A 26,444-nucleotide genomic window follows, 5' to 3' on the forward strand; every position below is an offset into this window, starting at 1 on the left:
GGGTTTGCCCTTGCATTTTTAATGGCAAAAAGCACTACGGACGTGTGCTATTCCATCTAAAACCTGCACTTTTATAAAAAACGTTCGATTAACGGACAGGCTGCCCTTGATGAAATCCACCCTCCCCGGCGTTCCGTTGTTCAAGCTGTATGGCGAAAACCAGGCCTGGCCCGGCACCGACCTGCTGCATTGCGAATCGATCCCTGCACGCAGCCGCCTGCACCACTGGGAGATCAAGCCACACCAGCATGCCGAGCTGTTCCAGTTGCTGTATGTACAGCGCGGCCAGGCCCAGGTGGAGATCGAAGGGTTGCGCAGCGCCATCGGCGAAGCAGCGATCCAGGTGGTGCCGCCGATGAGCGTGCATGGGTTTCGCTTCAGCGCCGATATCCAGGGCTATGTGCTCACCTTCGGCACCGCGCTGGTGGCCAAACTGGAACAGCGGCTGGGCATGCCGCTGGCGGTGCTGGCCCAACCTGCGTGCTACCCGCTTGGGCATGACCGTGTGCACCTGCGCAGCCTGATCGACACCTTGCAGCAGGAGTACCAGGGCAATGCTCCGGCGCGCGCGGCCATGCTCGAAGCGCTGGTAACCGCGCTGATGGTGTGGATCAACCGCCGCCAGCAACTGGGGCAGGCACCGCGTAACCGCGCTGAACGCGACCGGCAGTTACTGGGGCAGTACCTGCGGCTGGTCGAGGCGCATTACCGCGAGCATCTGTCAGTAGAAGATTTTGCCGCACGGCTGAACGTTCCAAGCCTGCAACTGAACCAGCTGTGCAGGGCCTTGAGTGGGCAGACAGCGTTGCAGGTGGTACACCAGCGGTTGCTGCTGGAGGCGCGGCGTAGCCTGATTTATACGCGGATGAGCATCGGGCAGTTGTCGGATAGCCTGGGATTCACCGACCCGACGTACTTTGCCCGGTGGTTCAAGCGGTTGACGGGGGATACGCCGAACGGGTACCGACGCGCGGCGCAACCGGACTGATTGCGGCAGGTTGCTTGACGTATACGTCAACCTGCCTTCAGGATACCCGCATACCCCACGCCGAGCGCCAGCATGAGCACCCAGACCTACAGCATCTCCGACCTGTCCCGCGAGCTGGACATCACCACCCGGGCCATCCGCTTTTATGAAGAGCAGGGCCTGCTGAGCCCCGAACGCCGTGGCCTGGAGCGAATCTATTCGGCCCGCGACAAGGTCAGCCTCAAGCTCATCCTGCGCGGCAAGCGCATCGGCTTTTCACTGGCCGAGTGCCGCGAGCTGATCGAGCTGTACGACCCCACCAGCGGCAACCTTAAACAGCTCAACAGCATGCTGGCGAAAATCGCCGAGCGCCGCGCCCAACTGGAGCAGCAGATGCTCGACATCCACCAGATGCAACTGGAACTGGACACCGCCCAGGAGCGTTGCGAACAAGCCCTGGCCGCCACCCTGAACAACAAAGACAACCGCTGAACGCCACAGGAAACCCGCCATGTCCTTGCCCAAACACGTCCGCCTGGTCGAAGTTGGCCCCCGCGACGGCCTGCAGAACGAAGCCCAGCCCATCAGCGTTGCCGACAAGGTGCGCCTGGTCAACGACCTTACCGAAGCGGGCCTTGCCTATATAGAAGTGGGCAGCTTCGTCTCGCCCAAGTGGGTACCGCAAATGGCCGGCTCTGCCGAGGTGTTCGCCGGTATCGACCAGCGCCCCGGTGTCACCTATGCAGCGTTGGCACCCAACCTGCGCGGTTTCGAGGACGCGCTGGCTGCCGGGGTGAAGGAAGTGGCGGTGTTCGCGGCCGCCTCTGAAGCGTTTTCGCAGCGCAATATCAACTGTTCGATCAGCGACAGCCTCAAGCGCTTCGAGCCGATCATGGAAGCTGCGCGCAACCACGGTATAAGCGTGCGCGGCTACGTATCGTGCGTACTCGGCTGCCCGTATGAAGGCAAGGTCAGCGCCGAACAGGTGGCCCCGGTGGCCCGCGCACTGCACGACATGGGCTGCTACGAAGTATCGCTGGGTGACACCATCGGCACCGGCACTGCCGGCGATACCCGGCGCCTGTTCGAGGTGGTCTCTGCCCAGGTGCCGCGCGCGCAGCTGGCCGGGCACTTCCACGACACCTATGGCCAGGCCCTGGCCAACGTCTATGCCAGCCTGCTCGAAGGCATCAGCGTGTTCGACAGCTCGGTGGCCGGGCTGGGCGGCTGCCCTTACGCCAAGGGGGCTACCGGCAACATCGCCAGCGAAGATGTGGTGTACCTGCTGCAAGGGCTGGGCATTGAAACCGGCATCGACCTCGACCGGCTGATCGCCGCCGGCCAGCGTATCAGTAGCGTGCTGGGCCGCGGCAATGGGTCGCGGGTAGCACGGGCGCGTAGCGCGCAGTGAGTAATACGGGTGTCACACAGGTGTGGGCGAAGTGTTACCGCCCCCACATTTCACAGCAAAAAAATCGGGTAACAGGGAAACAAATCGGCAGAATTTCAGGCCAAGCACTTTTGAAGGAAATCGCTAAGCTACTGATTTTAAAGATTTTTAAAAAGTTGGCACGCAGCCTGCTATATCTCTGGTACAAGAACAATAAAAATGTGACACCCAATAAAAACAACAGGTAACGGCTCTGACATAACAAGAACAACACGGCAGAGGCGTAGCAAGCAGATTTTTTTGGAGTAGACACGCTTTTCAGGGGTACGCCCCGCGGTCTGGCACAGAACAATAAAACTACCTCAAGGTAGCGGCAGCCAGGTTCGGATCAGCCATGATGAAAGCAGGTCAGCGCTCAAAAAAATACGTTTGCTCTTGACCCCGCATGGGGGTCGCCCGCAACACCAGGACAGGCTGACAAAAACAACAAAAGGCCAGTCCCAATAATAAAAAAAGAGCAAGCAACAACGCTTTGAGGGGAGCTTCGGCTCCCCTCAGTGCTTCCCGCCCTCCTCCTTTCTTCTCCTTTCAGCCCCCTGATGCAGTAACCCGCCTTGCATTGTGGTCCACCCTGTAACCCTGCAAGGAGGACAACGCCATGCCCGTTGAAATCGACGAAACCACCCGCCGCTGCACCCTCACCGGCGAAAACCTGCGCATCGAGGGCGACGGCCCTGCTATCGAAATCGTCACCGACGAGCACCTGCGCATGTCAGTGGCCCTGCTGGCAGGCCAGCGCGTCCCCATCACCGAAGCCGAGGCCGATGCACTGACCGTAGCGGGTGCGGTGGATAGCCGCAGGCACCTGAAGGCCAGCGTGCCAGGCTCGGTAATTTAAGGCCTGGCGGTCGAAGCCGGGTAATCTGATATGGTTTTTATCGCAAAATCTGAGCCTGTGCTGATAACAGCCTCAGGGCCATAGTGCTCATGCCTGATCGAGGCCTGATGAGCACCGAGCCATGAACAATAGAATCCCTTTCACAGAGATCGCCCCCACCCCAGCCAGCTCCCGACCACGACACACCGACAGCGGCATTCACACCCGCAGCTTCAGCGGGCTGTACCGCAACCTGCGCATCGGCTTTGCCGGCGTCCTGTTCGTGCTGTTCTTCGGCACCGCGTGGCTGAACTGGAACGGCCGCCAGGCCGTGTTGTGGGACCTGGCCAACAGCAAGTTCCACATCTTTGGCGCAACCTTCTGGCCCCAGGACTTCATCCTGTTGTCAGCGCTGCTGATCATTTGCGCCTTCGGCCTGTTCGCCATCACCGTGTACGCCGGCCGCGTGTGGTGTGGCTACAGCTGCCCGCAAAGCACCTGGACGTGGCTGTTCATGTGGTGCGAAAAGGTCACCGAAGGTGACCGCAACCAGCGCATCAAGCTGGCCGCCGCGCCCTGGAGCCTGAACAAACTGGGGCGCCGCACCCTGAAACACAGCCTGTGGCTGGTCATTGGTATCCTCACCGGGCTGACCTTCGTCGGCTATTTCACCCCGATCCGCCCACTGGCCGCAGAACTGTTCACCTTGCAACTGGGCGGTGTGGCGCTGTTCTGGCTGCTGTTCTTTACCGCCGCCACTTACATCAATGCCGGCCTGCTGCGTGAAGCGGTGTGCCTGCACATGTGCCCGTATGCGCGCTTCCAGAGTGTGATGTTCGACAAGGACACCCTGGCCGTCGCCTATGACCCACGGCGCGGTGAGGCCCGTGGCCCTCGCAAGAAGGGCAGCGACGTCCAGGCCCAGGGCCTGGGCGACTGCATCGACTGCACGCTGTGTGTGCAAGTGTGCCCCACCGGCATCGATATCCGCGATGGCTTGCAAATGGCCTGCATCGGTTGCGCAGCGTGCATCGACGCCTGCGACGGGGTGATGGACAAGATGGGTTACGCTCGCGGGCTGATTGGCTACAAGTCCGAACACAGCCTGCAGGGCGGTACGACTCACTGGCTGCGCCCACGCCTGCTCGGCTACGCCGCGGCGCTGGTGGTGATGATCGCGGCGCTGGTGGTGGCCTTGCAACTGCGCCCGATGGTGTCGCTGGATGTGATCAAGGACCGCGGCCTGTTCCGTGAAAATGCCCTGGGCCAGATCGAGAACATCTACCTGCTCAAGGTCATCAACAAGACCGAGCGCACCCAGCACTATGCGTTGCGCCTGCTGGACGCCGACGGCTTCACCTTGCAGGGCAACACGGCGCTGGTCATCCCGGCGGGCGAAATGAGTGAACTGCCGGTGTCGGTGGCGATGCTCGCCGAGCGCCCGACCAGCAGCTCGCAAACACTCAGCTTCGAAATCAGCGAGCGTGACGACCCCGCCATCCGCAGCGTGGCCCACAGCCGCTTCGTCGCCCCCCTGAACCGTTGATCCCTTACACTGACGCCACCTTGCCTGCCAGGCTTCGACAGAAGGCCAGAATGAAACGCTACGAACGCTTTGCCGACGACATTGCCGAACTGATCCGCTCCGGGGTACTGGGCCCCGGCCAGCGCGTGCCCTCGGTGCGCTACGCCAGCCAGACCCACGGGGTCAGCCCTTCTACCGTTTTCCAGGCCTATTACCTGCTGGAGCGGCGCGGGCTGATCCGCGCCCGGCCGCGCTCGGGGTATTTTGTCAACGCCCACGCCCCGCGCCAGTTCAGCGAACCTCAGGCGCTGCAGCCGGTCAGCGAGTCTACCGATGTCGACGTCAGCGCCTTGGTGTTTTCGATCCTCGACTCGATCAAGGACCCCAACACCATACCGTTCGGCTCGGCCTTCCCCAGCCCCGAACTGTTCCCGCTGCAACGCCTGTCGCGCTCGCTGGCCAGCGCCAGCCGCAGCATGGACCCGCGTATGGTGGTCACCGACCTGTCGCCCGGCAACCCGCAACTGCGGCGGCAGATTGCCCTGCGCTACATGGTTGGCGGGCTGATGCTGCCCATGGAAGAACTGCTGATCACCAATGGCGCACTGGAGGCCCTGAACCTGTGCCTGCAGGCAGTGACCCAGCCCGGCGACCTGGTGGCCATCGAGGCCCCGGCCTTTTATGCCTGCCTGCAGGTGCTGGAGCGGCTAAAGCTCAAGGCGGTGGAAATCCCGGTGCACCCGCGCGAAGGCATGGACCTGGGCGTGCTGGCACAAACCCTGGAGAAGCACCCGGTCAAGGCCGTGTGGTGCATGACCAACTTCCAGAACCCGGTGGGCGCCAGCATGCCGGAAGCCAAGAAGCAGGCCCTGGTGGAGTTGCTGGCGCGCCATGAGGTGCCGTTGATCGAAGACGACGTGTACGCCGAGTTGTATTACTCGCAACAGGCCCCCAAACCGGCCAAGGCCTTCGACACCCAGGGCCTGGTCATGCACTGCGGTTCGTTCGCCAAAAGCCTGGCACCGGGCTACCGCATCGGCTGGGTCGCCGCCGGGCGCTTTGCGCAAAAGATCGAGCGGCTGAAACTGATGACCTCGCTGTGTGCCTCGATGCCGGCCCAGGCGGCAATTGCCGACTACCTGCAGCACGGCGGCTACGACCGCCACCTGCGCAAGCTGCGCTACGCGCTGGAAGGCCAGCAGGCCAACATGCTGGCGGCCATCGCTCGCCACTTCCCGGCGCAGACGCGGGTCAGCCAGCCTTCCGGTGGCTACTTCCTGTGGCTGGAACTGCCCGAACAGATGGACGCCCTCAAGCTGTTCCACATGGCCCTGGCGCAAGGCATCAGCATCGCCCCCGGGCCGATCTTCTCGCCCACCCGGCGCTTTGGCAATTGCATCCGCCTGAACTACGGAAGCCCCTGGCATGACGGCGCCGAACGGGCCATGGAAACCCTCGGGCGGATCATCCGCTCCTTCTGACCATCGAACGCCCGGCTGCCGAACAACGGCTGCCGGGCATCCCCCCCCAACTGCATTGACCCGCTATTCGCATGCAGGTGAACACGCTAAAGTCAGAGCCTCCCCTTTTGTCGGACGTCGGCATGCCCTCCCGCGACCTGCGCTCACTGCGCCAACACGTCGAAGCCCTCCAGCGGCAGAACGCGCAACTGAAATCACAGCTTGCCAGCCTCCAGGACCACGATCAGAACTTCTACCGTTCGTTGTTCGACACCATGGACGAAGGCTTCTGCATCATCGAGTTCTTCGACGGCCCGCACGGCCCGCTCAGTGACTACGTGCATGTACTGGCCAACGCGGCCTACGCCAAGCACGCCGGCATCCCCAACGTGGTCGGGCAGAAGCTGCGCGAAATGGTGCCCGATGAAGCCGATGACTGGGTAGCCCGCTACGGCGCGGTGCTGCGTACTGGCGAGCCCCTGCATTTCGAGCAGGAGCTGGTCGCAACCGGCCACGTGCTTTCTATTACCACCTTCCGTGTGGAGCCTGCCGAGAAACGCCAGGTAGCGGTGCTGTTCAAGGACGTTACTGAACGCCGTCGGGCAGAGCAGGCCCTGCAACGCCTGAACGAAGAACTGGAGCAACGGGTAAGCGCTGCACTGGCAGAGCGACGGCTGTTCGCCGAGCTGGTCGACCACAGCGTGGTCAATGTGCATGTGGTCGACAAAGACATGCGTTGGCTGGCCATCAATCGCCAGGCGAAACATGACTTTCAACGGTTATTCGGGCGCACGCCTGAAATTGGCGATTACCTGCCGGACCTGATCGACGATGAGCCAAACGATCGGACGTTGAGCTTGGCCATGTGGCAGCGTGCCTTGGCGGGCGAGCAATTCGTCGAAATCGGTACATTCGGCAAGGCGCCCGAGCAGTACCATTACGAACTGCGTTTCAATGCTTTGCGCGACCATGAAGGCGAAATACAAGGCGCGTTTCTGTTCGCTTATGACATCAGCGAGCGGGTACAAGAGCAAGAGCGCCTGGCCAAAGCCGAGGAGGCCCTGCGCCAGGCGCAGAAGATGGAAGCCGTGGGCCAGCTCAGCGGTGGCATCGCCCACGACTTCAACAACCTGCTGGGCGGTATTCTGGGCGCGCAAGAGCTGATGCGCCAACGCCTGGACCAGTCACGCTTCGACACCCTCGAACCCTTGCTGGAGCTCTCCAGCGGTTCGGCTCAACGGGCCTCTTCGCTGGTGCACCGCCTGCTGGCGTTCTCACGCCAGCAGACCCTGCAGCCCTGCTCAACGCAAATGGCAACGTTGGTGGCGGGCATGGAAGAGCTGTTGCGCCGCACCATTGGCCCGGCCATCACCCTGAGCAGCCGGTTTGCCAGCGAGCTGTGGCCAACGTTCATCGACCCACCCCAACTGGAAAGCGCCCTGCTCAACGTGTGCATCAACGCGCGCGACGCCATGCCGGGGGGCGGCGCTATCGATATCGTCGGCGACAACCTGCTGCTTGATGAGGTCGAGGCCCAGGCGCTGGAACTGCCCGCCGGCGAATACGTGCGGCTGAGCATCATCGACAACGGCAATGGCATGTCGGCGGAGGTGGCCAAGCGGGCCGTAGACCCCTTCTTCACCACCAAGCCCATGGGCCAGGGCACTGGCTTGGGTTTGTCGATGACCTACGGTTTCGTGCGCCAATCGGGTGGGCAACTGCGCGTACTTTCGACGCTGGGTGAAGGCACACGCATCGATCTGCTTTTGCCCCGCCACTACGAGCAACCCAAGCCGCCAGCCCCCAAACCGCAGCGCAAGGCACTGGAAAAAGGCAGTACCGTGGCGCGGCGTATCCTGTTGATCGAAGACCAGACGGCCTTGCGCCTGGTGGTTTGCGAAGTGCTGGAAGAGCTGGGTTACCGGGTTGATGCATTCGAGGACGGCCCCACTGCCTTGGCCTACCTGCAAAACGGCGAACGGCCAGACCTGCTACTGAGCGATATCGGCTTGCCCGGCGGCCTGAATGGCCGCCAGGTGGCTGAGCGCTGCCGCGAACGCTATCCGGACCTGAAGGTGCTGTTCATCACCGGCTACGATGAAAGCGCGGCGCTCAGTGACGGCCAGCTGCTACAAGGCACGCGGGTGCTAACCAAGCCGTTTGAACTGGAGGCGCTGGCCGAGCGGGTCAGTACCCTGCTTGAAGATTGACGGGCGCGTTCAGCGCCCGCCACCCAGGTCGATGAAGCTACCCGTGGAGTAGGACGCCTTGTCTGACAGCAACCAGAGAATGGCCTCGGCCACTTCTTCAGGGCGCCCGCCCCGGCCCATGGGCAAGCCGGGTTCCAGCTTGCTGACGCGGTCCGGGTCACCGGACAGCGCATGGAAGCCGGTGTGAATGTAGCCCGGGCGTACGCCATTGACCCGCACGCCCTCGCCTGCCACCTCTTTGGCCAGGCCAAGGGTGAAGGTATCGAGTGCGCCTTTGGAGGCGGCATAGTCGACATATTCGTTGGGTGAGCCCAGGCGTGCGGCCACCGATGACACGTTGACGATGGCGCCGCCTTGCCCGCCATGCCGGCGTGCCATGCGCAGCAGGGCGTGCTTGGCGCAGAGCATGGGGCCGACGACATTGGTTTTCATGACCTTGAGCAGGCGGAACTCGGACATATCCTCCACCCGGCTTTGCTGGCCGAGGGTGCCGGCGTTGTTGACCAATGCGGTGACCGGGCCGAGTTCATCATCAACGCGCTGGAACAGCTGGATGATTTCATCCTCGACGCTGACGTCGGCGCGCACAGCAATGGCCTCGGAGCCCAAGGCGCGGACCTGGCCGAGGATGTCTTCGGCGGCTTGCCCGTCGGCGTGGTAGTTGATGCAGATACGGTAGCCCTGGCGAGCAGCCAGCAGCGCCGTGGCGGCGCCGATGCCACGGCTACCACCCGTGATGACGATGACGTTCTCCATGAATGTGCCAATCGTTTGGGAAAGGAGAGTCGACAATAGGCGAAACGGCTGTGCATGGGAATGACCAAAGTCAGCCCAAACACCGCCCCGCTCTCAATCTTGATCTTGCTTTTGCCCTATTAGCCCAGCTCAATGCCCCGCCGACGCCGGCCCCGCCTTGGCCGTAAACGGCGGCTTGGCAAACCACACCAGCAAGATCAACCCGGCAAACACCCAGGTCATCAAGGTGAAGTAATCCACCGTCGACATCATGTACGCCTGCCCATTGAGTATCTGCTCAAGTTGCGCATAGCTCTGCGGGTTAGCCCCACCCAGTTGCTCCAGCGTATGCCGGGTAGCCGGGTCGAACTGGCTGATATTTTCGCTCAGGTAAGCATGGTGCTGATCCGCCCGACGAATCCAGATCCAGGTCGTCAACGAAGCCGCAAAACTCCCCCCCAGCGTACGCAGGAAGGTCGCCAGCCCCGAACCATCGGCGATCTGGTGCGGCGGCAGATCAGACAGCAGAATGCTCAAGGTCGGCATGAAGAACAGCGCCACACCGATACCCATGAACAACTGCACCAAGGCCACATGCTGGAAGTCCACCTCAGTGGTAAAGCCCGCACGCATGTAGCAGCTGGTACCGATCGCCAGAAACGCCAGCCCCGCCAGCACCCGCAGGTCGAACCGGTGCGCATACTTGCCCACGAACGGCGACATGATCACCGGCAGCAAGCCGATTGGCGCCACCGCCAGGCCCGCCCAGGTAGCGGTATAGCCCATCTGCGTCTGCAACCATTGCGGCAGGATCAGGTTGATGCCGAAGAACCCCGCATACCCCCCTACCAACACAAGGGTGCCGACCCGGAAGTTACGGTGCACGAACAGGCGCAAGTTCACCACAGGGTGGCGGTCGGTCAGCTCCCAGATCACGAACACGGCCAGAAACACCACCGAAATCAGGCTGCCGACGATGATGAACGAAGACTCGAACCAATCCAGGTCATTGCCTTTGTCCAGCACCACCTGCAACGCGCCGACACCGATGATCAACGTGAGCAGACCGATGTAATCCATCGGCTGGCGGCTGGTGACCACAGGCCGCGTACGCATCTGCTGGCGCACGACGGCGGCGGCGAACAAGCCGATGGGTACGTTGATGAAGAAGATCCACGGCCAGCTGTAGCTGTCGGTAATCCAGCCCCCCAGAATCGGCCCGGCAATCGGCGCCACCACCGTGACCATCGCCAGCAGGGCCAACGCCATCCCCCGCTTGGCCGGGGGGTACACGGCAATCAGCAAGGTCTGGGTCATCGGGTACAAAGGCCCGGCAACCACCCCCTGCAACACGCGAAAGCCGACCAGCTCCGGCATCGACTGGGCGATACCGCACAGGAACGAGGCCAACACGAACAGCAGCGTGGCCCAGATGAACAGTTTCACCTCACCAAACCGCCGGCTCAGCCAGCCGGTCAGCGGCAAGGCGATGGCGTTGCTCACCGCGAACGACGTGATGACCCAGGTGCCCTGCTCGTAACTCACCCCCAGGTTGCCGGAAATGGTCGGCAACGCCACGTTGGCGATGGTGGTGTCGAGCACCTGCATGAACGTCGCCAGCGACAGGCCGATGGTGGTCAGCAACAGGCTCGGCGGCGTGAACTGGGCAGCGGCGTTGTTGCTCATCGCTGGGCCGTCTTGCCGGTTGCACTGTTGTCGTGAATCAGCCGGGCAATCAGGTCGTCTGCCTCGACCAGCTGGCGGTCGTACACCTGGGTGGTGTAGCTGGCCTGCTGCGGCGGCTGCTGGGCCAGGGCCGGGCCGCTCTGGTCGTGCAGGTCGACTTCCACCACCGTGGACAGGCCGATGCGCAACGGGTGGTCCTTGAGCTGGTCAGGGCTGAGGTGAATACGCACCGGCACCCGCTGCACGATCTTGATCCAGTTGCCAGTGGCGTTCTGTGCCGGCAACAGCGCGAATGCGCTACCGGTACCGGCCCCCAGGCTGTCCACCGTGCCGCTGTACTTGACCTCGCTGCCGTACAGGTCGGCGCTGATCTGCACCGGCTGGCCGATGCGCATGTCACGCAGCTGGGTTTCCTTGAAGTTGGCATCGATCCACACCTGGTCCAGCGGGATCACCGCCATGGTCGCAGTGCCCGGTTGCAGGCGCTGGCCCAGTTGCACGGTGCGCTTGGCCACGTAGCCGGTCACCGGTGCCACCAGGGTGGTACGGGCATGGTCGAGGTAGGCCTGACGCAAGTCGGCAGCAGCAGCCATCACTTCGGGATGCGAAGACACCACGGTGTCATCGACCAGCGCGCTGCTGGTGCTGAGTTGCTGGCGGGCACTGTTGACGGCCGCCTGGGCGACACTCAGGTCGTCGCGAGCATGGGACAGCTCTTCTGCGGCAATGGCACCGCTGTCGGCCAGCACCTTGCGCCGGTTGAAGTCCTGCTGTGCCTTGCGCAATTCGGCCTGGCGGGTTTCCAGCTGAGCCTTGAGCGAGTCGACGTTGCTGTACAGCCCGCGTACCTGCCGTACGCTGCGCGCCAGCTTGGCCTCGGCGGACTGCAGGGCCACCTCGCTGTCGGCCGGGTCGAATTGCAGCAACACCTGGCCGGCGTGGACCAGGTCGCCGTCATCGGCACCAATGCTGGTGACGGTGCCGGTGACCAGCGGGGTGATCTCCACCACGTTGCCATTGACGTAGGCATCGTCGGTGCTTTCGTGCCAGCGCCCTACCAGGCTGTACCAGGCCCAGGTGCCGATACCGGCAAGGATCAGCAACAACACCAGGCCAAGCAGCCAGGCCTTGCGCTTGCGCGACGGCTCGGGCGCGGCGGAGGGAGTCGGGGTGTCTGCGGGAGTGGCCATGACAATACCTTGGATAATTCGTGACAGGGTTCAACGGTCGCCAAAACGGCGGATCGTCAACGGGTCGCCAGCACTGAGCAGCACCTTGGCCAGCAGGCCTTCCAGGGCCTTGAGCTCTTCCGGTGCCAGCACGCCGCACAATTCGTTCATGGCAGCGGCGCCAATTTCCGGCAGGCGGTCCGCCAGGCGCTGGCCGTCGGCGGTGAGCGCCAGGCGCACCTGGCGGCGGTCGTCGGCGCAGCGGTTGCGCACGATCAGGTCCTTCTGTTCGAGGCGGTCGAGCATGCGGGTCATCGAACCGCTGTCCAGACCCAGGTAGCGGCACAGCTCGGCCGGGGTGTCCACCTGGTACTGGGTGACGATGATCAGCACCTTGAACTGCGCGGCGGTGACGCCCTCTGATTCAAGGTGCCAGTCGAGAATGCGGTCCTTCAGGATCGCTGCGCGGCCGAGCAACATGCCGATGGCGCAGGTCTGGAAGTTTTCGGGGGAAAAATGGGCCATCGGGGATTGCTCGGGTAATTGTGTGAAAATATTACTGCCTAGGCAGTGAATGTCAAAGCTTTAATTAGGTAGCTATGCAAAATTTCATGATTCATGTGCAAATCTGAAGCCCAGCGCCCTTTTCAGTGTGGGAGCGGGCGCGCCCGCGTACACGGGCGAAGCCCGTGCCATCCTGCGCGCTGCTTGTTTCGCGGGCACGCCCGCTCCCACAGGGATCTGTGATTGCTGTTAATATCGTGCGCTCAGGCCAAGTGCCGCAACAGCCCCGCAGGCAATCGCCATGCCCACCAGTTCTGCCAGGCTGCCCGCCTGCAAACGCTTCATCACCCGCCCCCGGTAGAGGTCCACGGTCTTTACGCTGATGCCCAATTGCTCGGCAATCTCTCGGTTGTTCAACCCCTGGGCCAGCGGCACGAACACGTCACGCTCACGCGGCGTCAGGCCGTCGATACGCGCCTGCACCTGGGCCAATTCCTGATCGCCCTGCCGCGCACGCGTGGCGCGCTCCAGCGCGGCCTGCACGCTGTCGAGCAGCAACTGGTCGCTGTAAGGCTTTTCGATGAAGTCGCAGGCGCCAGCCTTGAACGCACGCACCACGATCGGCACATCGGCATGGCCACTCACGAAGATTACCGGTAGCGCCAGGCCGCGCTCGCGCATTGCCTGCTGTACCGCAAGCCCTCCCAGCCCCGGCATGCGCACATCCAGCAGCACACAGGCAGGCCCATCGTCGACGCAGGCATCGAGAAATGCCTGCCCACTGACAAAGGGCAAGGCCTGCAAACCCACAGATTCCAGCAGCCAGACCGTCGAGTCGCGCATCCCTTGGTCGTCATCGACCACATACACTTTCGCTTGCACCCTCAACTCCCCCCTTATCCCCTGCTGACCGCCAGGCGGCAGCACAATACCAGACCGCCGTTGTCACCCGCCCGCGCCCACAGGCTGCCGCCAAAGCCTTCGATCAGGCTGCGGCTCATACTCAAACCCAGGCCCAGGCCGTCGGCCTTGCTGGTGGTGAACGGTGTGAAGATATCGTCCAGTCGCGCGGGTTCCACACCCGGGCCCTGGTCAGCCACCTCGACCAGCACGCCGTCGCCATCACGCCCAGCGCCGAGCAGGATACGTGACGGCCGTTCGCCCTGCTGCTCGCGGTTGGCATCGATGGCATTGCGCAACAGGTTGAGCAGAACCTGTTCCAGCAACACCCGGTCGGCGTACACCAAGGGCAGTTGCGTACTCATGCGCAGCTCCACCGTCACTTGGTCGCGCGCGGCCTCCCACGCGCACAAGCGCATGGCCTCCTCGGCGACCTCGGTCACGTCCAGCGCCTGCAGGTTCCGTGGCCCCTTGCGCAGGAAGGCGCGCAGCCGGCGGATCACTTCAGCGGCGTGGGTGGCCTGTTCGCTGATGCGCTGCAGCCCCTGTCCTACACGCTCACGGGCCTGCGGGTCGCGCTCGATGCTCGACAGGTAGCGCAAGCTGGCGTTGGCGTAATTGACCACCGCAGCCAACGGCTGGTTGATCTCGTGGGCGATGCCCGAGGCCAGTTCGCCGAGGGTGGCCAGCCGGGCACTGTGCGCCAGGCTTTCCTGGGCTTCGATGCGTAAGGTGATGTCGCGGGACACGCTGACCACCTCCACCACCGTGCCGGTGTAGGTTTCACGGATGGCCCGGCTGGCGATTTCGAACCAGCGGTAACCGCCCGCAGCCTGGCGTACCCGGCAGGTCATGGTGTGGTAGCCATCCTGGTCCAGCGCCGCTGCCGCCTGGCGCAGCACCTGCCGCCGCTCGCGCGGGTGCAGCAGGCTGTGCATGGGCATGCCGCGCAGTTGCTCGGGCCACAACCCGAGCAGGCGAAATGCGGCCGGAGAGGCATCCAGAAAGCGGCCATCGGGGCTGTGCCGGGAGATCAGGTCGGTGGTGTTCTCGATGATCAACCGATACAAGCGCCGTGCACGGCTGGCCTCGCGCGCGCCTTGGCGCTCTTCACTGGCGTCACGGCAGCGCCCTAGCACCTGCTGGCCCTGGTCATCAGGCATGAACGTCCACAGCACGATGCGCTCACCCACCTGTACTTCGACATCGGCAATCGCCCGGTGCTGGCGCAGGCAAGCACGTACCAGCGCGGCGCAGTTGGCCGGCAGCCAGCTGGCCAGCCCCGGGCCTTCATCTACCCAGGCTTGCAGCGCGGGGTTGAGCGCCAGCGGCCTGGCGTCATCGGCCAGCAGCAGGCTGGGTTGAGGGTCCTTGGCGAGCAAGGGATAAGCGCTCTTGTCCACAATAGGCGGCTCGTTGTTATAGTAGTCTTACTATATTGCTATAGTCGATATTCCTACTACCATAGCGATTCGCGTAAAACTGCGACAGAGGAAGGCGGCCTACCGTACGCCTTCCCGCACCCTGAACAGAGCTAACAATCAGCCACCGGGGGCCAAGCGCACAGGCTGCGCCTGCCTCCCTTACAGGATTACCGCATGTCGATCTATGCCCAGGGCCTGATGCCCGCTGCCGTCAACCATGTCGCCCTCACCCCGCTAAGCTTCATCGAACGCACTGCTGCCGTTTACGGCAACTACCCCGCCGTGATCCACGGCGCCATCCGCCGCAACTGGCAAGACACCTACCAACGCTGCCGCCGCCTGGCCAGTGCCCTGGTGGGCCGCGGCATCGGCCGTGGCGACACCGTGGCAGTGATGCTGCCCAACACCCCGACCATGCTCGAAGCCCACTTTGGCGTGCCCATGACCGGTGCCGTGCTCAATACCCTGAACGTACGCCTGGACGCCGAGGCCATCGCCTTCATGCTGCAGCACGGCGAGGCCAAGGTGCTGATCACCGACCGCGAGTTCCATGCGGTGATTGAAGCCGCCCTGGCGCTGCTCGAACATCCGCCATTGGTAGTGGACGTGGATGATCCCGAGTACGGCGAAGGCCGTGCGGTCAGCGAGCTGGACTACGAGGCCCTACTCGCCGAGGGCGACCCGGAATATGCCTGGGAGTGGCCGGATGACGAGTGGCAGGCCATTTCGCTCAACTACACCTCCGGCACCACCGGCAACCCAAAAGGCGTGGTCTACCACCACCGCGGCGCCTACCTGAACGCCTTGGGTAACCAGATGACCTGGGCCATGGGGCATCGCCCGGTGTACCTGTGGACCTTGCCGATGTTCCACTGCAACGGCTGGTGCTACCCCTGGACCATCACCGCCCTGGCCGGTACGCATGTTTTCCTGCGCCGGGTCGACCCGCAGAAGATCCTTAACCTTATCCGCGAACACCGGGTCAGCCACCTGTGCGGCGCACCGATCGTGCTCAACGCTTTGGTCAACATGCCGGAAGCCGCCAAGGCCGCCATCGAGCACCCGGTGCAGGCCATGGTGGCCGGCGCCGCACCACCCGCCAAGGTGATCGGTGCCGTGGAAGAAATGGGCATCCAGGTTACCCACACCTACGGCCTGACCGAAGTCTACGGCCCGGTGACCGTGTGCGCCTGGCATGACGAGTGGGACGAACTGACGCTGGAAGAACGCGCGCGCATCAAGTCACGCCAGGGTGTGCGTTACCCGACCCTCGACGGCCTGATGGTCGCCGACCCGCAAACCCTCGAGCCGGTGCCGCGCGACGGCAACACGCTGGGCGAGATTTTCATGCGCGGCAACACGGTGATGAAGGGCTACCTGAAAAACCCCGAAGCCACCGCCGAAGCCTTCCGCGGCGGCTGGTTCCACACGGGCGACCTGGCGGTGTGGCATGCCGATGGCTATGTAGAGATCAAGGACCGACTCAAGGACATCATCATTTCTGGTGGCGAGAACATTTCCACCATCGAGGTCGAGGACGCCCTGTATAAACACCCGGCGGTGCTCGAGGCCGCCGTGGTGGCGCGCCCGGATGAAAAATGGGGAGAAACCCCATGCGCCTTCGTAGCCCTCAAGCCTGGCCGGGAAGACACCCGCGAAGCCGACATCACCAGCTGGTGCCGCGAGCACCTGGCCGGGTTCAAGGTGCCCAAGACCGTGGTGTTTGGCGAGCTGCCGAAAACCTCCACCGGCAAGATCCAGAAGTACGTGCTGCGCGACCGGGCCAAAGCCCTCTGAAGCCGTAGCGGCCTCTTCGCGGGCATGCCCGCGAAGAAGTCAATCCTGATTTCTCCCCTTCAAGAGCCAACGATGACGACCTATTCAGCCCCCCTGCGCGACATGCGCTTTATCCTGCATGACGTATTCAACGCCCCGGACCTGTGGGCCCGCCTGCCCGCCCTGGCCGAGCGCATCGACGCCGACACCGCCGACGCCATCCTCGAAGAAGCCGCCAAAGTCACCGGCCAGCTGATCGCCCCGCTCAGCCGCAACGGCGACGAACAAGGCGTGCACTTCGAAGCAGGCCAGGTCACCACGCCAGACGGTTTCCGCGAAGCCTGGCACACCTACCGCGAAGGCGGCTGGGTCGGCCTGGGCGGCAACCCGGCGTATGGCGGCATGGGCATGCCGAAAATGCTGGGCGTACTGTTCGAAGAAATGCTCTACGCCGCCGATTGCAGCTTCAGCCTGTATTCGGCCTTGAGTGCTGGCAGCTGCCTGGCCATCGATGCCCACGCCAGCGAAACGCTCAAGGCCACTTACTTGCCCCCCCTGTACGAAGGCCGCTGGGCGGGCACCATGTGCCTCACCGAACCCCACGCCGGCACCGACCTGGGGCTGATCCGCACGCGCGCCGAACCCCAGGCCGATGGCAGCTATCACATCAGTGGCAGCAAGATTTTCATCACCGGCGGCGAGCAGGACCTCACCGATAACATCGTCCACCTGGTGCTGGCCAAACTGCCGGATGCGCCCGCTGGCGCCAAAGGCATCTCGCTGTTCCTGGTGCCGAAGTACCTGGTCGAGGCCGACGGCAGCCTGGGCGTACGCAACGCCGCCCATTGCGGCTCGATCGAGCACAAGATGGGCATCAAGGCATCGGCCACCTGTGTCATGAACTTCGATGGTGCCATCGGTTACCTGGTGGGCGAGCCGAACAAGGGCCTGGCAGCCATGTTCACCATGATGAACTACGAGCGCCTGTCTATCGGCATCCAGGGCATCGGTTGTGCCGAAGCCTCTTACCAAAGCGCCGCCCGTTACGCCAACGAACGCCTGCAAAGCCGCGCCGCCAGCGGCCCGCAGGCGCAGGACAAGGCGGCCGACCCCATCATCCACCACGGCGATGTACGGCGCATGCTGCTGACCATGCGCAGCCTCACCGAAGGTGGCCGGGCGTTTGCCGCCTACGTTGGCCAGCAGCTGGACCTGGCCCGTTACGCTGAAGATGCCGGCGAACGCGAACATGCCCAGCGCCTGGTGGCGCTGTTGACGCCAGTGGCCAAGGCGTTTTTCACCGACAACGGCCTGGAAAGCTGCGTGCTTGGCCAGCAGGTGTATGGCGGCCACGGCTATATCCGCGAGTGGGGCCAGGAGCAGCGGGTGCGTGACGTGCGCATCGCGCAGATTTATGAAGGTACCAACGGTATTCAGGCCCTGGACCTGCTCGGCCGCAAGGTACTGGCCGACGGCGGCCAGGCGCTGGCCAGCTTTGCCGCCGAAGTGCGGAGTTTCAGCGTGGATGCCCCGTTGCACCGCGAAGCCCTGCAGGCAAGCCTGGCGCGGTTGGAGGCGACCAGTGCGTGGCTGCGGGCGCGTGTCGGCGAGGACGCCAATCTGGTCAGCTCGGTGGCGGTAGAGTACTTGCAGCTGTTCGGGCTGACAGCATATGCCTACATGTGGGCGCGGATGGCGGCGGTGGCGTTGGCCAAGCAGGGCGAGGACGCTGACTTCCATGGGGCCAAGCTGGCGTGTGCGGCGTTCTTTTTCCAACGGGTTTTGCCGCGTGGGTTGGGGCTTGAGGCCAGTATTCGGGCGGGTAGTGACAGCCTTTATGGGCTGAAGGCGGCGCAATTCTGATAGGACGTTTGGGGCGCTTTGCGCCCCTTTCGCGACACAAGGCCGCTCCTACAGGGGCGGCGCGACTCCTTGTAGGAGCGGCCTTGTGTCGCGATGGGCTGCGCAGCAGCCCCAAGGATCTCAGCCTGCATTTACGTGCGCGAAGGGTTCTCAAACGCTGAAAAACCGTTGCAAATCCGACGAAAAAACGGCACAACTGATAGTCATTCGCCATTACGTCGGTTCTCGGGAGCCCTCTGGCAAGGGTAGAATGCGCAAAACCCGGAGCCGCAATGAACCACGACCGCCTCAATCCCAGCCCAGACGATGCCATCACCGACGCCGCCGCGCATTGGTGCATGCGCCTGCACGCCGAAGACTGCACGGCTGGCGAGCGCGAGGCTTTCGCCCGCTGGCTGGCGGCAGATCCGCGGCATGCCGAGGAATACGAGGCGATGCTGGAAATCTGGCAAACCGCCGACCTGTTGCCACGCACCGCCACTGTCGTCGAGTTCAACCCGCCTGCCCGATACCCTGCGCGTCCACGCAGCTGGCGCCCGCTGGCATCTGCCGCAGCCATCGCCCTGGCGGTACTGCCGCTGGCCGGCTGGGTGGGCTGGGAACAAGGTTGGCTGCCCAACCACTACCAGCACTTCGAAGCCAGTGACCGCATGCAGACCGTGGAGTTGAGCGACGGCAGCACGGTGCAGCTCAACCTCAATACCGAGCTCACCTACCTCAACTACAAGGACCAGCGCCAGGTCACGCTCAAGCGCGGCGAGGCGTTTTTCAAGGTGCAGCACGACAGCAACCACCCGTTCATCGTGCGCGCCGGTCGCGGCCAGACACGGGTCACCGGCACCCAGTTCAATGTGTGGAAATACCAGGACCAGGTCAAGGTCACCCTGGTGGAAGGCTCGGTGCTGGTGTCCAGCGACGGCAGCACCGGTGGCTATCGCCTTGGGCCTGGCATGCAGGCCAGCTACCACCAGGGCGATTTCGAGCCCCAACTGGAGCAAAGCGACGACTACAGCAACAGCCTGGCCTGGCGCAGCGGCAAGCTGGTGCTCGACAACCTGAGCCTGGAACAGGCGCTGCCGGTGATCAACCGCTACCTCGACGCGCCGCTGCTGCTGGCCGATGCCAGCACCGGTCGCATCCGCATCAGCGGCATTTACAACACCCGTGAAGTGGGGCGCCTGGTCAACAACCTGCCCAAGGTGCTGCCGGTCTACCTGACCCGCAGCAAGGACGGCAGCACCGTGCTCAACCGCATCTCGCCGCCGCCCGACAAGGGCTGACGCCCTCCCCACCTTACAAGGTCATCGCAGCCAGCCAGCCGAACGCCAGCAGCGGCAGGTTGTAGTGGATGAAGGTCGGCACCACGGTGTCCCAGATATGGTGATGCTGGCCGTCGACGTTCAGGCCCGAGGTTGGGCCCAGGGTCGAGTCCGAAGCCGGCGAGCCCGCATCTCCCAAGGCACCGGCAGTGCCAACGATGCACACCGTGGCCAGCGGGTCGAAACCCAGTTGCACGCACAGCGGCACGAAGATCGCGGCCAGGATCGGCACAGTGGAGAACGACGAGCCGATACCCATGGTCACCAGCAGGCCCACCAGCAGCATCAGCAAGGCGCCGACGCCCTTGCTGTGGTCGATCCACTGCGCCGAGGTTTCCACCAGGCTTTTCACCTCGCCGGTGGCCTTCATCACATCGGCAAAGCCCGAAGCGGCAATCATGATGAAGCCGATCATGGCCATCATCTTCATGCCCTCGGTGAACAGGTCATCGGTGTCCTTCCATTTGACGATGCCCGACAGCGAGAAAATCAGAAAGCCAACCATGGCCCCGATGATCATCGAATCCAGCAACAGCTGGACGATGAACGCTGCGGCGATTGCCAGCCCGGCCACCAGCAGTGTCAGCGGGTTGTACTGCACGCTCACCTGCTCCACCTGCTCGATGCGGGCCAGGTCGTAGTCACGCTTCTTGCGGTAGCTGATGAAGACGGCCAGCAACAGGCCTGCGAGCATGCCTGCCGCCGGGATGGCCATGGCGTGGGTCACATTGACGCCACTCACATCGACACCGGCACGGGCAACGTTGGCCAGCAGAATTTCGTTGAGGAAGATGTTGCCAAACCCCACCGGCAGGAACATATATGGGGTAATCAGCCCGAAGGTGATGACGCAGGCAATCAGCCGGCGGTCGATGCGCAAGCGGGTCAGCACATACAAAAGCGGCGGCACCAGCAGCGGGATGAAGGCAATGTGAATGGGCAGGATATTCTGCGACGACACCGCCACCACCAGCATCAGGCCAATCATCAGCCATTTGACCTTGCCGCCATTGGCGTGGCCCTGGCGATCGATCATGGCCAGTGCACGGTCAGCCAAGGCATGGGCCAGGCCAGACTTGGCGATGGCCACGGCAAAAGCGCCCAACAGTGCATAGGACAAAGCCACCGTGGCACCACCGCCCAGGCCGCCGTTGAAGGCCTTGAGCGTGCCTTCGACGCCCAGCCCTCCGACCAGCCCACCGACCAGGGCGCCAATGATCAGGGCGATGACCACGTGCACGCGGGACAGGCTGAGTATCAGCATGATGCCGACCGCGGCGATCACTGCATTCATGGTTGGCTTACCTCATTACGACAGAAAAAAGCGCGAACTCTGAAGCAGCGGGCGGCAGATGTCAAAAGCGCCATGCTGCGGCGCATTACCAATGCTTAAAAGAACACGCGATCCCCTGTGGGAGCGCAAGCGGCCGCAACAATTAAATTGAACGTTTGAATAAAGAAAAAACCGCGCCCGCCGACACAGTCGCTAGCCACACTCTTATTACAAGGGATCCCCCCATGCCTTTGCGACAACTTTCCATCCAGTGGAAGATCACCCTGCTCGCCGGTCTCTGCCTGGCCGGCATCGTCACTTTGCTCGTCGGCCTGTCGCTGTACCGCATGGACCACAGCTCAGACCTGGTCAAGGCCAGCAGCATGCAAATGCTGACCGAGGCGGCGCAGTCGCGCATCGAATCGCAAGGTGAGGTGCAGGCGTTGAACATCCGCCGCCAGTTCATGGACGCCTACCAGTACGGCGCCGGCTTCGCCCGTCAAGTGTTGTTCTTGCGTGAACAGGCGGAGAAGCGCTTTCTCGATGCCTTCGACCTGCGCGAGGACATGACCCGCCAAGTGCGCGCCGCACTGCAGGCCAACCACGACCTGCTTGGCCTCTCGCTGGTGTTCGAACCCAACGCACTGGACAGCAAGGACAGCCTGTTTGCCGGCAAGGCGGAGCTGGGCAGCAACGAAACTGGGCGCTTTGCCCTGTACTGGTCGCAACCACGCGCCGGCCAGCTGACCGCCATGGCGCTGCCCGAGCATGACATGGCCAACACCGAGATCGGCCCCAGCGGCCAGCCGGCCAACACCTGGTGGGTGTGCCCGCGCACCACCGGCAAGGTGTGCGTGGTGGAACCGTACTTTTACGACATCGATGGCCAGCAGGTGCTGATGACCAGCATCGTCTTCCCGCTGACGGTCAACGGCAAGATCATTGCCACCCTGTCCATCGACATCAACCTTAACAGCCTGCAGGCCCTGAGCCAGGAAGCCAGCCGCAGCCTGTACGAAGGCCGCACCACGGTCGGCATCCTCAGCCCGGTCGGCCTGCTGGCCGGCTACAGCGCCGACGCCAGCAAGCTGGCCCAGCGCTTCGATCAGGTAGACCCGACCAAGGGCGCCGAGCTGGTGCGCAAGCTGGCCGATGGCAAGATGACCATCCTGCACGACCAGCAGCGCCTGAAAGTGCTGGCCGCGTTCCGGCCGATCCCCGACGCCCAGCCTTGGGGCGTGCTGCTGGATGTGCCGGAAAACGCCCTGACAGGGCCTGCCGAAAAGCTGAAGCAGGAACTGGACACACTGAACACCAGCGGCACCCTGCTTGAGCTGGGCCTGGGCCTGGTTGCAGCCATTGCCGGCCTGCTGATGGTGTGGCTGATGGCCCGTGGCGTTACCCGTCCCATCCTTGGCGTGGCCGCCATGCTCAAGGACATTGCCAGCGGTGAAGGCGACCTGACCCGCCGCCTGACCTACCAGAAACAGGACGAGCTGGGCGAACTGGCCGGCTGGTTCAACCGCTTCCTCGACAAGCTGCAGCCGACCATCGCCGAGGTCAAACGCTCGGTGCAGGCCGCCCGAGGTACCGCTGACCAGTCCTCGGCCATTGCCAGTGAAACCAGCGCCGGCATGGAACAGCAGTACCGCCAGGTCGACCAGGTGGCCACCGCCTCGCACGAAATGAGCGCCACCGCTCAGGACGTGGCCCGCAGCGCGGCCCAGGCCGCGCAGGCTGCCCGCGACGCCGACCAGGCCACCCGTGAGGGCCTGGCGGTGATCGACCACACCACCACCAGCATCGATGCCCTGGCCGCCAACATGAGCGACGCCATGGCCGAGGTCCAGGGCTTGGCGCAGAACAGCGAGAAGATCGGCTCGGTGCTGGAGGTGATCCGCTCGATTGCCGAGCAGACCAACCTGCTGGCCCTCAACGCGGCCATCGAGGCTGCCCGCGCAGGTGAAGCCGGCCGTGGCTTTGCCGTGGTGGCCGATGAAGTGCGCAACCTGGCCCGGCGTACCCAGGAGTCGGTGGAAGAAACCCGCCAGGTGATCGAGGCCTTGCAGGCCGGCACCCGCGAAGTGGTCGGCGCCATGGACAACAGCCATCGCCAGGCCCAGGGCGGCGTGGAGCAGGTTGGCCAGGCCGTGACGGCATTGCAGCGTATCGGTCAGGCGGTGAGCGTGATTACCGACATGAACCTGCAGATCGCCTCGGCCGCCGAGGAGCAAAGCGCGGTGGCTGAAGAAATCAACAGCAACGTGGCGACCATCCGCGATGTCACGGAGTCGCTGTCGGGCCAGGCCAACGAGTCGGCGCGGGTCAGCCAGTCGCTGAACAGCCTGGCCAACCAGCAACAGGCGCTGATGGACCAGTTCCGCGTCTGAGGCAGGCATGGCCGCCTCGTGCGGCCCTGAATACCGCTCAAACCTCGTCGTCTACACTTGCCTGCACCCAAGGCGCGGCAAACGACGAGGTCTGGATGAAGAAGCTTTCAACACTGCTGGCCGGCCTGCTGCTGGCCGTATGCCTGGCAAGCACTGACAGTGCTGCTTCGGCAGAACAACGCCCACCCATCCATTTCGGTGCCATCGGCTGGGAAAGCGGCGCCCTCACCACCGAAATCCTGCGGCTGATCGTGGAGCGCGGTTACGGCTACCCCACAGACACCCTGCCCGGCAGCACGCTCAGCATGGAGGTGGCCCTGGCCCGCAACGACCTGCAAGTGATCGCCGAAGAGTGGGCCGGACGCAGCCCGGCGTGGGTCAAAGCCGAGCAGGCAGGCCAGGTATTCGCACTGGGTGATACGGTGAAGAATGCCGAGGAAGGCTGGTGGGTGCCTGCGTATGTAATCGAAGGGGACGCCGCGCGCAAACTGAAGCCCATGGCGCCCGAATTGCGCCATGTCGACGACCTCAAGCGTTACCCGCAGGTATTTCGTGACCCCGAGTCACCCGACAAAGGTCGCTTCCTGAACAGCCCCAGTGGCTGGACGTCGGAAACGGTCAACAGCCAGAAGCTCAAGGCATACGGCCTGGACAAGCTGTACACCAACTTCCGCAGTGGCTCCGGCGCTGCGATGGATGCCGAAATCGGCTCAGCCATTCGCCGTGGTCAGCCGGTGTTGTTCTACTACTGGAACCCGACGCCATTGATGGGGCGCTACAAGCTCATCCGGCTTGAAGAACCACCGTTCGATGCCCAGGCCTGGGCCACCCTCACCGATGCCAGCAACCCCAACCCGCAGGGCAGCCGTTCGCTGCCGGCGAAGTTGTCGATTGGCGTGTCCAAAGCCTTTCGTGAAGGCTACCCGGACCTGGTGACGGTGTTCGAACAGGTCGACTTGCCGATCGACCGGCTCAACAAGGCGCTGGCCGACATGAGCGAAAAACGCACGCCGCCGCGCGATGCCGCCCTCACCTTCCTGCGTGACAACCGTGACGTCTGGAAGGCCTGGCTGCCCAGTGAAGTCGCCGCCAAGGTCGAGGGCAGCCTGTGAGCAACGGCTTCCCGCAGGCCTTGCAGTTTTCCTTTGCCGACAGCGTCAACCGGCTGGTCGATTGGCTGGTACTGAACTACGGCGATCATTTGCGTAGCGTTTCCGACCAGTTGCTGCAACTGCTGGTAGGCTTGGAAAACCTGCTGCGCCTGTTGCCGTGGTGGCTGCTGTTGCTGCTGGTCGGCGTGCTGGCCTGGCACGCCAGCCGAAGCCTCCTGCGCAGTGCGGTGCTGATGTCGCTGCTGGCCCTGATCGGCATGATCGGGTTATGGGACAAACTGCTGCAAACCTTGGCCTTGGTGCTGGTGAGTACCGGTTTGTGCGTGCTGGTGGGCATACCGCTGGGCATTCTGCTGGCTGCCAGGCCACTGGCCAAGCGGCTGCTGTTACCGGTGCTGGATGTGATGCAGACGTTGCCCGCTTTCGTTTACCTGATCCCGGTGCTGATGCTGTTCGGCCTGGGCAAGGTGCCCGCCGTGTTTGCCACATTGATCTACGCCCTGCCGCCGCTGGTGCGCTTGACCGAACTGGGCCTGAGCCAGATCGACCCCTCGCTGCTACAGGCCGCGCACGGTCTAGGGGCCAGCCGCTGGCAACGCCTGCGGCGTGTTGCCCTTCCGCTGGCGCTGCCGAGCATCATGGCCGGGCTGAACCAGTCGGTAATGATGGCCCTGTCAATGGTGGTGATGGCTTCGATGATCGGCGCCCGCGGGTTGGGTGAGGATGTACTGGTGGGGATCCAGACGCTGAATGTGGGGCAAGGTGTGGAGGCCGGGCTGGCAATTGTCGCATTGGCCATGGTGATTGACCGGATCAGCCAGGCGTATGGGCGCAACGGGCGCTGAACAGTGTTGCCGGCGATAGGGTCGGGCCTGAGAATACAGCTCTGTCAGCTTGAAACCGGACCTCATCCGCATGTCCCTCAAAGCCTTGCGCACCCTGGTAACCATCGCCCGCCACGGCACCTTCGCCCGCGCCGCCGACCTGCTCAGCCTCACACCTTCGGCAGTGAGCCTGCACATCAAAACCCTTGAAGACGAATTGCAAGTGACCTTGTTCGACCGCAGCCGTCGGCAGGTGGTACTGACCGAGGCCGGCCAGTTGGCCGTGGCGCGTGCCGAAACCATCCTGGGCGCCTATGACGAACTGGCCGACGCCCTGGCCAGCGGCCCGAGCCTGCGTGGCCGCCTGCGCCTGGGGGCCATCCACACGGTGCTGGCGCGGCGCCTGCCCAAGGCACTGGTCTGGATCAAGACCCACCATCCGCAATTGCATATCAGCGTGGCATCGGGGATGTCGGCGGAACTGGCGCGGCGCGTGGAGGACGGCGAACTCGATGCAGCGATCACCACCGAACCGGTCAGCCCCTACCCGCAAAGCCTGGACTTCACACCGTTGTTCGAGGACCGCTTCTGGGCCATCGCCAGCCCGGAACTGGCTGGGCACAGCGTAGCCGAGTTGCTGGCCAGCCAACCGTTCCTGCGCTTCGACAAACGCGCGTGGGCCGGGCGGCAGATCGAGCAGGAACTGCGCCGCCAGCATCAGCAGGTGAGCGAGCAGATGGAGCTGGACAGCCAGGAGGCCCTGGCGCGCATGGCCGTAATGGGCCTGGGCGTGGCGATCATCCCCATGGCGGACGACGACCTGCAACGCCTGCCACCCGCCACGTGCCTGCCGTTTGGCGAGCCACAACTGACCCGGCGGGTGGTGTTGCTGGAGCATGAGAAAAGCCAGCGGCGGCATTTGAGTGCGGTGTTGAAGACTGCGCTGGAGGCGTAGTTGCACATAGCTGCCTGCTCTAGCGTGATCTCTGTGGGAGCGGGCGCGCCCGCGCACACCGGCGCAGCCGGTGCCATCCACCGCG

21 protein-coding genes are annotated in these 26,444 nt (G+C 63.6%); 14 read left to right on the forward strand and 7 right to left on the reverse strand.

Translation table 11 applies throughout. The features are described 5' to 3' along the window. Positions 1-109: 109 nt before the first annotated feature. The 7 genes from ACF8MI_RS25865 (at position 110) to ACF8MI_RS25895 (ending at position 8,429) form a co-directional block, all read left to right on the forward strand. Positions 110-988: a helix-turn-helix domain-containing protein gene (locus ACF8MI_RS25865; protein ID WP_200929403.1), complete on the forward strand. Its 879-nt coding sequence runs from the start codon at positions 110-112 to the stop codon at positions 986-988. 72 nt (positions 989-1,060) lie between these two features. Next, a complete protein-coding gene (locus ACF8MI_RS25870; protein WP_019099730.1) occupies positions 1,061-1,459 on the forward strand; it encodes a MerR family DNA-binding transcriptional regulator in 399 nt (132 codons plus the stop codon). A 19-nt stretch (positions 1,460-1,478) separates the two neighbouring features. After that, positions 1,479-2,378: a hydroxymethylglutaryl-CoA lyase gene (locus tag ACF8MI_RS25875; protein ID WP_060496979.1), complete on the forward strand. Its 900-nt coding sequence runs from the start codon at positions 1,479-1,481 to the stop codon at positions 2,376-2,378. 637 nt (positions 2,379-3,015) lie between these two features. Further along, positions 3,016-3,255, forward strand: a complete 240-nt coding sequence (locus tag ACF8MI_RS25880; protein ID WP_060496980.1) for a DUF3203 family protein — start codon at positions 3,016-3,018, stop codon at positions 3,253-3,255. A 121-nt stretch (positions 3,256-3,376) separates the two neighbouring features. Beyond that, complete coding sequence (gene ccoG, locus ACF8MI_RS25885; protein ID WP_060496981.1) at positions 3,377-4,780, forward strand: cytochrome c oxidase accessory protein CcoG; 1,404 nt, start codon at positions 3,377-3,379, stop codon at positions 4,778-4,780. Between the two features lie 50 nt (positions 4,781-4,830). Continuing rightward, positions 4,831-6,240 carry a GntR family transcriptional regulator MpaR gene (gene mapR / locus ACF8MI_RS25890; RefSeq protein WP_016713897.1) on the forward strand — a complete coding sequence of 470 codons (1,410 nt, stop codon included), beginning with the start codon at positions 4,831-4,833 and terminating at the stop codon, positions 6,238-6,240. A gap of 122 nt (positions 6,241-6,362) precedes the next feature. After that, positions 6,363-8,429, forward strand: a complete 2,067-nt coding sequence (locus ACF8MI_RS25895) for a PAS domain-containing sensor histidine kinase (protein ID WP_200929404.1) — start codon at positions 6,363-6,365, stop codon at positions 8,427-8,429. 9 nt (positions 8,430-8,438) lie between these two features. On the opposite strand, the gene ACF8MI_RS25900 is transcribed toward ACF8MI_RS25895, so the two are convergent. From ACF8MI_RS25900 to ACF8MI_RS25925, 6 genes are all read right to left on the reverse strand, one after another. After that, complete coding sequence (locus tag ACF8MI_RS25900) at positions 8,439-9,185, reverse strand: SDR family oxidoreductase (RefSeq protein ID WP_200929405.1); 747 nt, start codon at positions 9,183-9,185, stop codon at positions 8,439-8,441. A gap of 129 nt (positions 9,186-9,314) precedes the next feature. Beyond that, positions 9,315-10,850, reverse strand: a complete 1,536-nt coding sequence (locus tag ACF8MI_RS25905; RefSeq protein WP_156867482.1) for a DHA2 family efflux MFS transporter permease subunit — start codon at positions 10,848-10,850, stop codon at positions 9,315-9,317. Continuing rightward, positions 10,847-12,040 (reverse strand): HlyD family efflux transporter periplasmic adaptor subunit, encoded by a 1,194-nt coding sequence (locus tag ACF8MI_RS25910; protein ID WP_060496986.1) that lies wholly within the window; start codon positions 12,038-12,040, stop codon positions 10,847-10,849. Before ACF8MI_RS25910 ends, ACF8MI_RS25905 begins: the two co-directional genes overlap by 4 nt. 30 nt (positions 12,041-12,070) lie before the next feature. Next, positions 12,071-12,544, reverse strand: coding sequence for a MarR family winged helix-turn-helix transcriptional regulator (locus ACF8MI_RS25915; RefSeq protein ID WP_060496987.1), 474 nt, complete (start codon positions 12,542-12,544; stop codon positions 12,071-12,073). A gap of 228 nt (positions 12,545-12,772) precedes the next feature. Next, positions 12,773-13,405 carry a response regulator transcription factor gene (locus ACF8MI_RS25920; RefSeq protein WP_082426309.1) on the reverse strand — a complete coding sequence of 211 codons (633 nt, stop codon included), beginning with the start codon at positions 13,403-13,405 and terminating at the stop codon, positions 12,773-12,775. A gap of 14 nt (positions 13,406-13,419) precedes the next feature. After that, the gene (locus ACF8MI_RS25925) at positions 13,420-14,826 is read right to left on the reverse strand and encodes a sensor histidine kinase (RefSeq protein WP_104834614.1); all 1,407 of its coding nucleotides are present in this window, start codon (positions 14,824-14,826) and stop codon (positions 13,420-13,422) included. 195 nt (positions 14,827-15,021) lie between these two features. On the opposite strand from ACF8MI_RS25925, the gene ACF8MI_RS25930 reads away from it, so the two are divergent. The 3 genes from ACF8MI_RS25930 (at position 15,022) to ACF8MI_RS25940 (ending at position 19,766) form a co-directional block, all read left to right on the forward strand. Continuing rightward, positions 15,022-16,644, forward strand: coding sequence for an acyl-CoA synthetase (locus ACF8MI_RS25930; protein ID WP_060496989.1), 1,623 nt, complete (start codon positions 15,022-15,024; stop codon positions 16,642-16,644). A gap of 72 nt (positions 16,645-16,716) precedes the next feature. Beyond that, a complete protein-coding gene (locus ACF8MI_RS25935) occupies positions 16,717-18,486 on the forward strand; it encodes an acyl-CoA dehydrogenase C-terminal domain-containing protein (RefSeq protein ID WP_060496990.1) in 1,770 nt (589 codons plus the stop codon). Between the two features lie 272 nt (positions 18,487-18,758). Next, positions 18,759-19,766: a FecR family protein gene (locus ACF8MI_RS25940; RefSeq protein ID WP_060496991.1), complete on the forward strand. Its 1,008-nt coding sequence runs from the start codon at positions 18,759-18,761 to the stop codon at positions 19,764-19,766. A gap of 13 nt (positions 19,767-19,779) precedes the next feature. On the opposite strand, the gene ACF8MI_RS25945 is transcribed toward ACF8MI_RS25940, so the two are convergent. Further along, complete coding sequence (locus tag ACF8MI_RS25945) at positions 19,780-21,099, reverse strand: Na+/H+ antiporter family protein (RefSeq protein WP_060496992.1); 1,320 nt, start codon at positions 21,097-21,099, stop codon at positions 19,780-19,782. Between the two features lie 224 nt (positions 21,100-21,323). Here ACF8MI_RS25945 and ACF8MI_RS25950 point away from each other — a divergent pair, with 224 nt between their 5' ends. The 4 genes from ACF8MI_RS25950 to ACF8MI_RS25965 all read left to right on the forward strand — a co-directional run bounded on the left by ACF8MI_RS25950 (position 21,324) and on the right by ACF8MI_RS25965 (position 26,359). After that, the gene (locus ACF8MI_RS25950; protein ID WP_200929406.1) at positions 21,324-23,468 is read left to right on the forward strand and encodes a methyl-accepting chemotaxis protein; all 2,145 of its coding nucleotides are present in this window, start codon (positions 21,324-21,326) and stop codon (positions 23,466-23,468) included. Between the two features lie 95 nt (positions 23,469-23,563). Continuing rightward, positions 23,564-24,580 (forward strand): ABC transporter substrate-binding protein, encoded by a 1,017-nt coding sequence (locus ACF8MI_RS25955; protein ID WP_060496994.1) that lies wholly within the window; start codon positions 23,564-23,566, stop codon positions 24,578-24,580. Next, entirely contained in the window at positions 24,577-25,425 is an 849-nt protein-coding gene (locus ACF8MI_RS25960; protein WP_060496995.1) for a proline/glycine betaine ABC transporter permease, read from the forward strand. Before ACF8MI_RS25955 ends, ACF8MI_RS25960 begins: the two co-directional genes overlap by 4 nt. Before the next feature lie 70 nt (positions 25,426-25,495). Then, positions 25,496-26,359: a LysR family transcriptional regulator gene (locus ACF8MI_RS25965; RefSeq protein WP_060496996.1), complete on the forward strand. Its 864-nt coding sequence runs from the start codon at positions 25,496-25,498 to the stop codon at positions 26,357-26,359. Positions 26,360-26,444: the final 85 nt, after the last annotated feature.

The organism is Pseudomonas sp. yb_9, assembly GCF_043103635.1.
Classification (GTDB): domain Bacteria; phylum Pseudomonadota; class Gammaproteobacteria; order Pseudomonadales; family Pseudomonadaceae; genus Aquipseudomonas; species Aquipseudomonas monteilii.

What these genes read in the sequence shown, in the direction of transcription:
- ACF8MI_RS25870 (WP_019099730.1), top strand. Translation starts at nt 1,061, where the DNA reads ATGAGCACCCAGACCTACAGCATCTCCGACCTGTCCCGCGAGCTGGAC.
- ACF8MI_RS25930 (WP_060496989.1), top strand. Translation starts at nt 15,022, where the DNA reads ATGTCGATCTATGCCCAGGGCCTGATGCCCGCTGCCGTCAACCATGTC.
- ACF8MI_RS25895 (WP_200929404.1), top strand. Translation starts at nt 6,363, where the DNA reads ATGCCCTCCCGCGACCTGCGCTCACTGCGCCAACACGTCGAAGCCCTC.
- ACF8MI_RS25905 (WP_156867482.1), bottom strand. Translation starts at nt 10,850, where the DNA reads ATGAGCAACAACGCCGCTGCCCAGTTCACGCCGCCGAGCCTGTTGCTG.
- ACF8MI_RS25965 (WP_060496996.1), top strand. Translation starts at nt 25,496, where the DNA reads ATGTCCCTCAAAGCCTTGCGCACCCTGGTAACCATCGCCCGCCACGGC.
- ACF8MI_RS25955 (WP_060496994.1), top strand. Translation starts at nt 23,564, where the DNA reads ATGAAGAAGCTTTCAACACTGCTGGCCGGCCTGCTGCTGGCCGTATGC.
- ACF8MI_RS25935 (WP_060496990.1), top strand. Translation starts at nt 16,717, where the DNA reads ATGACGACCTATTCAGCCCCCCTGCGCGACATGCGCTTTATCCTGCAT.
- ACF8MI_RS25900 (WP_200929405.1), bottom strand. Translation starts at nt 9,185, where the DNA reads ATGGAGAACGTCATCGTCATCACGGGTGGTAGCCGTGGCATCGGCGCC.
- ACF8MI_RS25865 (WP_200929403.1), top strand. Translation starts at nt 110, where the DNA reads ATGAAATCCACCCTCCCCGGCGTTCCGTTGTTCAAGCTGTATGGCGAA.
- ACF8MI_RS25880 (WP_060496980.1), top strand. Translation starts at nt 3,016, where the DNA reads ATGCCCGTTGAAATCGACGAAACCACCCGCCGCTGCACCCTCACCGGC.
- ACF8MI_RS25940 (WP_060496991.1), top strand. Translation starts at nt 18,759, where the DNA reads ATGAACCACGACCGCCTCAATCCCAGCCCAGACGATGCCATCACCGAC.
- ACF8MI_RS25945 (WP_060496992.1), bottom strand. Translation starts at nt 21,099, where the DNA reads ATGAATGCAGTGATCGCCGCGGTCGGCATCATGCTGATACTCAGCCTG.
- ACF8MI_RS25915 (WP_060496987.1), bottom strand. Translation starts at nt 12,544, where the DNA reads ATGGCCCATTTTTCCCCCGAAAACTTCCAGACCTGCGCCATCGGCATG.
- ACF8MI_RS25950 (WP_200929406.1), top strand. Translation starts at nt 21,324, where the DNA reads ATGCCTTTGCGACAACTTTCCATCCAGTGGAAGATCACCCTGCTCGCC.
- mapR (WP_016713897.1), top strand. Translation starts at nt 4,831, where the DNA reads ATGAAACGCTACGAACGCTTTGCCGACGACATTGCCGAACTGATCCGC.
- ACF8MI_RS25875 (WP_060496979.1), top strand. Translation starts at nt 1,479, where the DNA reads ATGTCCTTGCCCAAACACGTCCGCCTGGTCGAAGTTGGCCCCCGCGAC.
- ACF8MI_RS25910 (WP_060496986.1), bottom strand. Translation starts at nt 12,040, where the DNA reads ATGGCCACTCCCGCAGACACCCCGACTCCCTCCGCCGCGCCCGAGCCG.
- ccoG (WP_060496981.1), top strand. Translation starts at nt 3,377, where the DNA reads ATGAACAATAGAATCCCTTTCACAGAGATCGCCCCCACCCCAGCCAGC.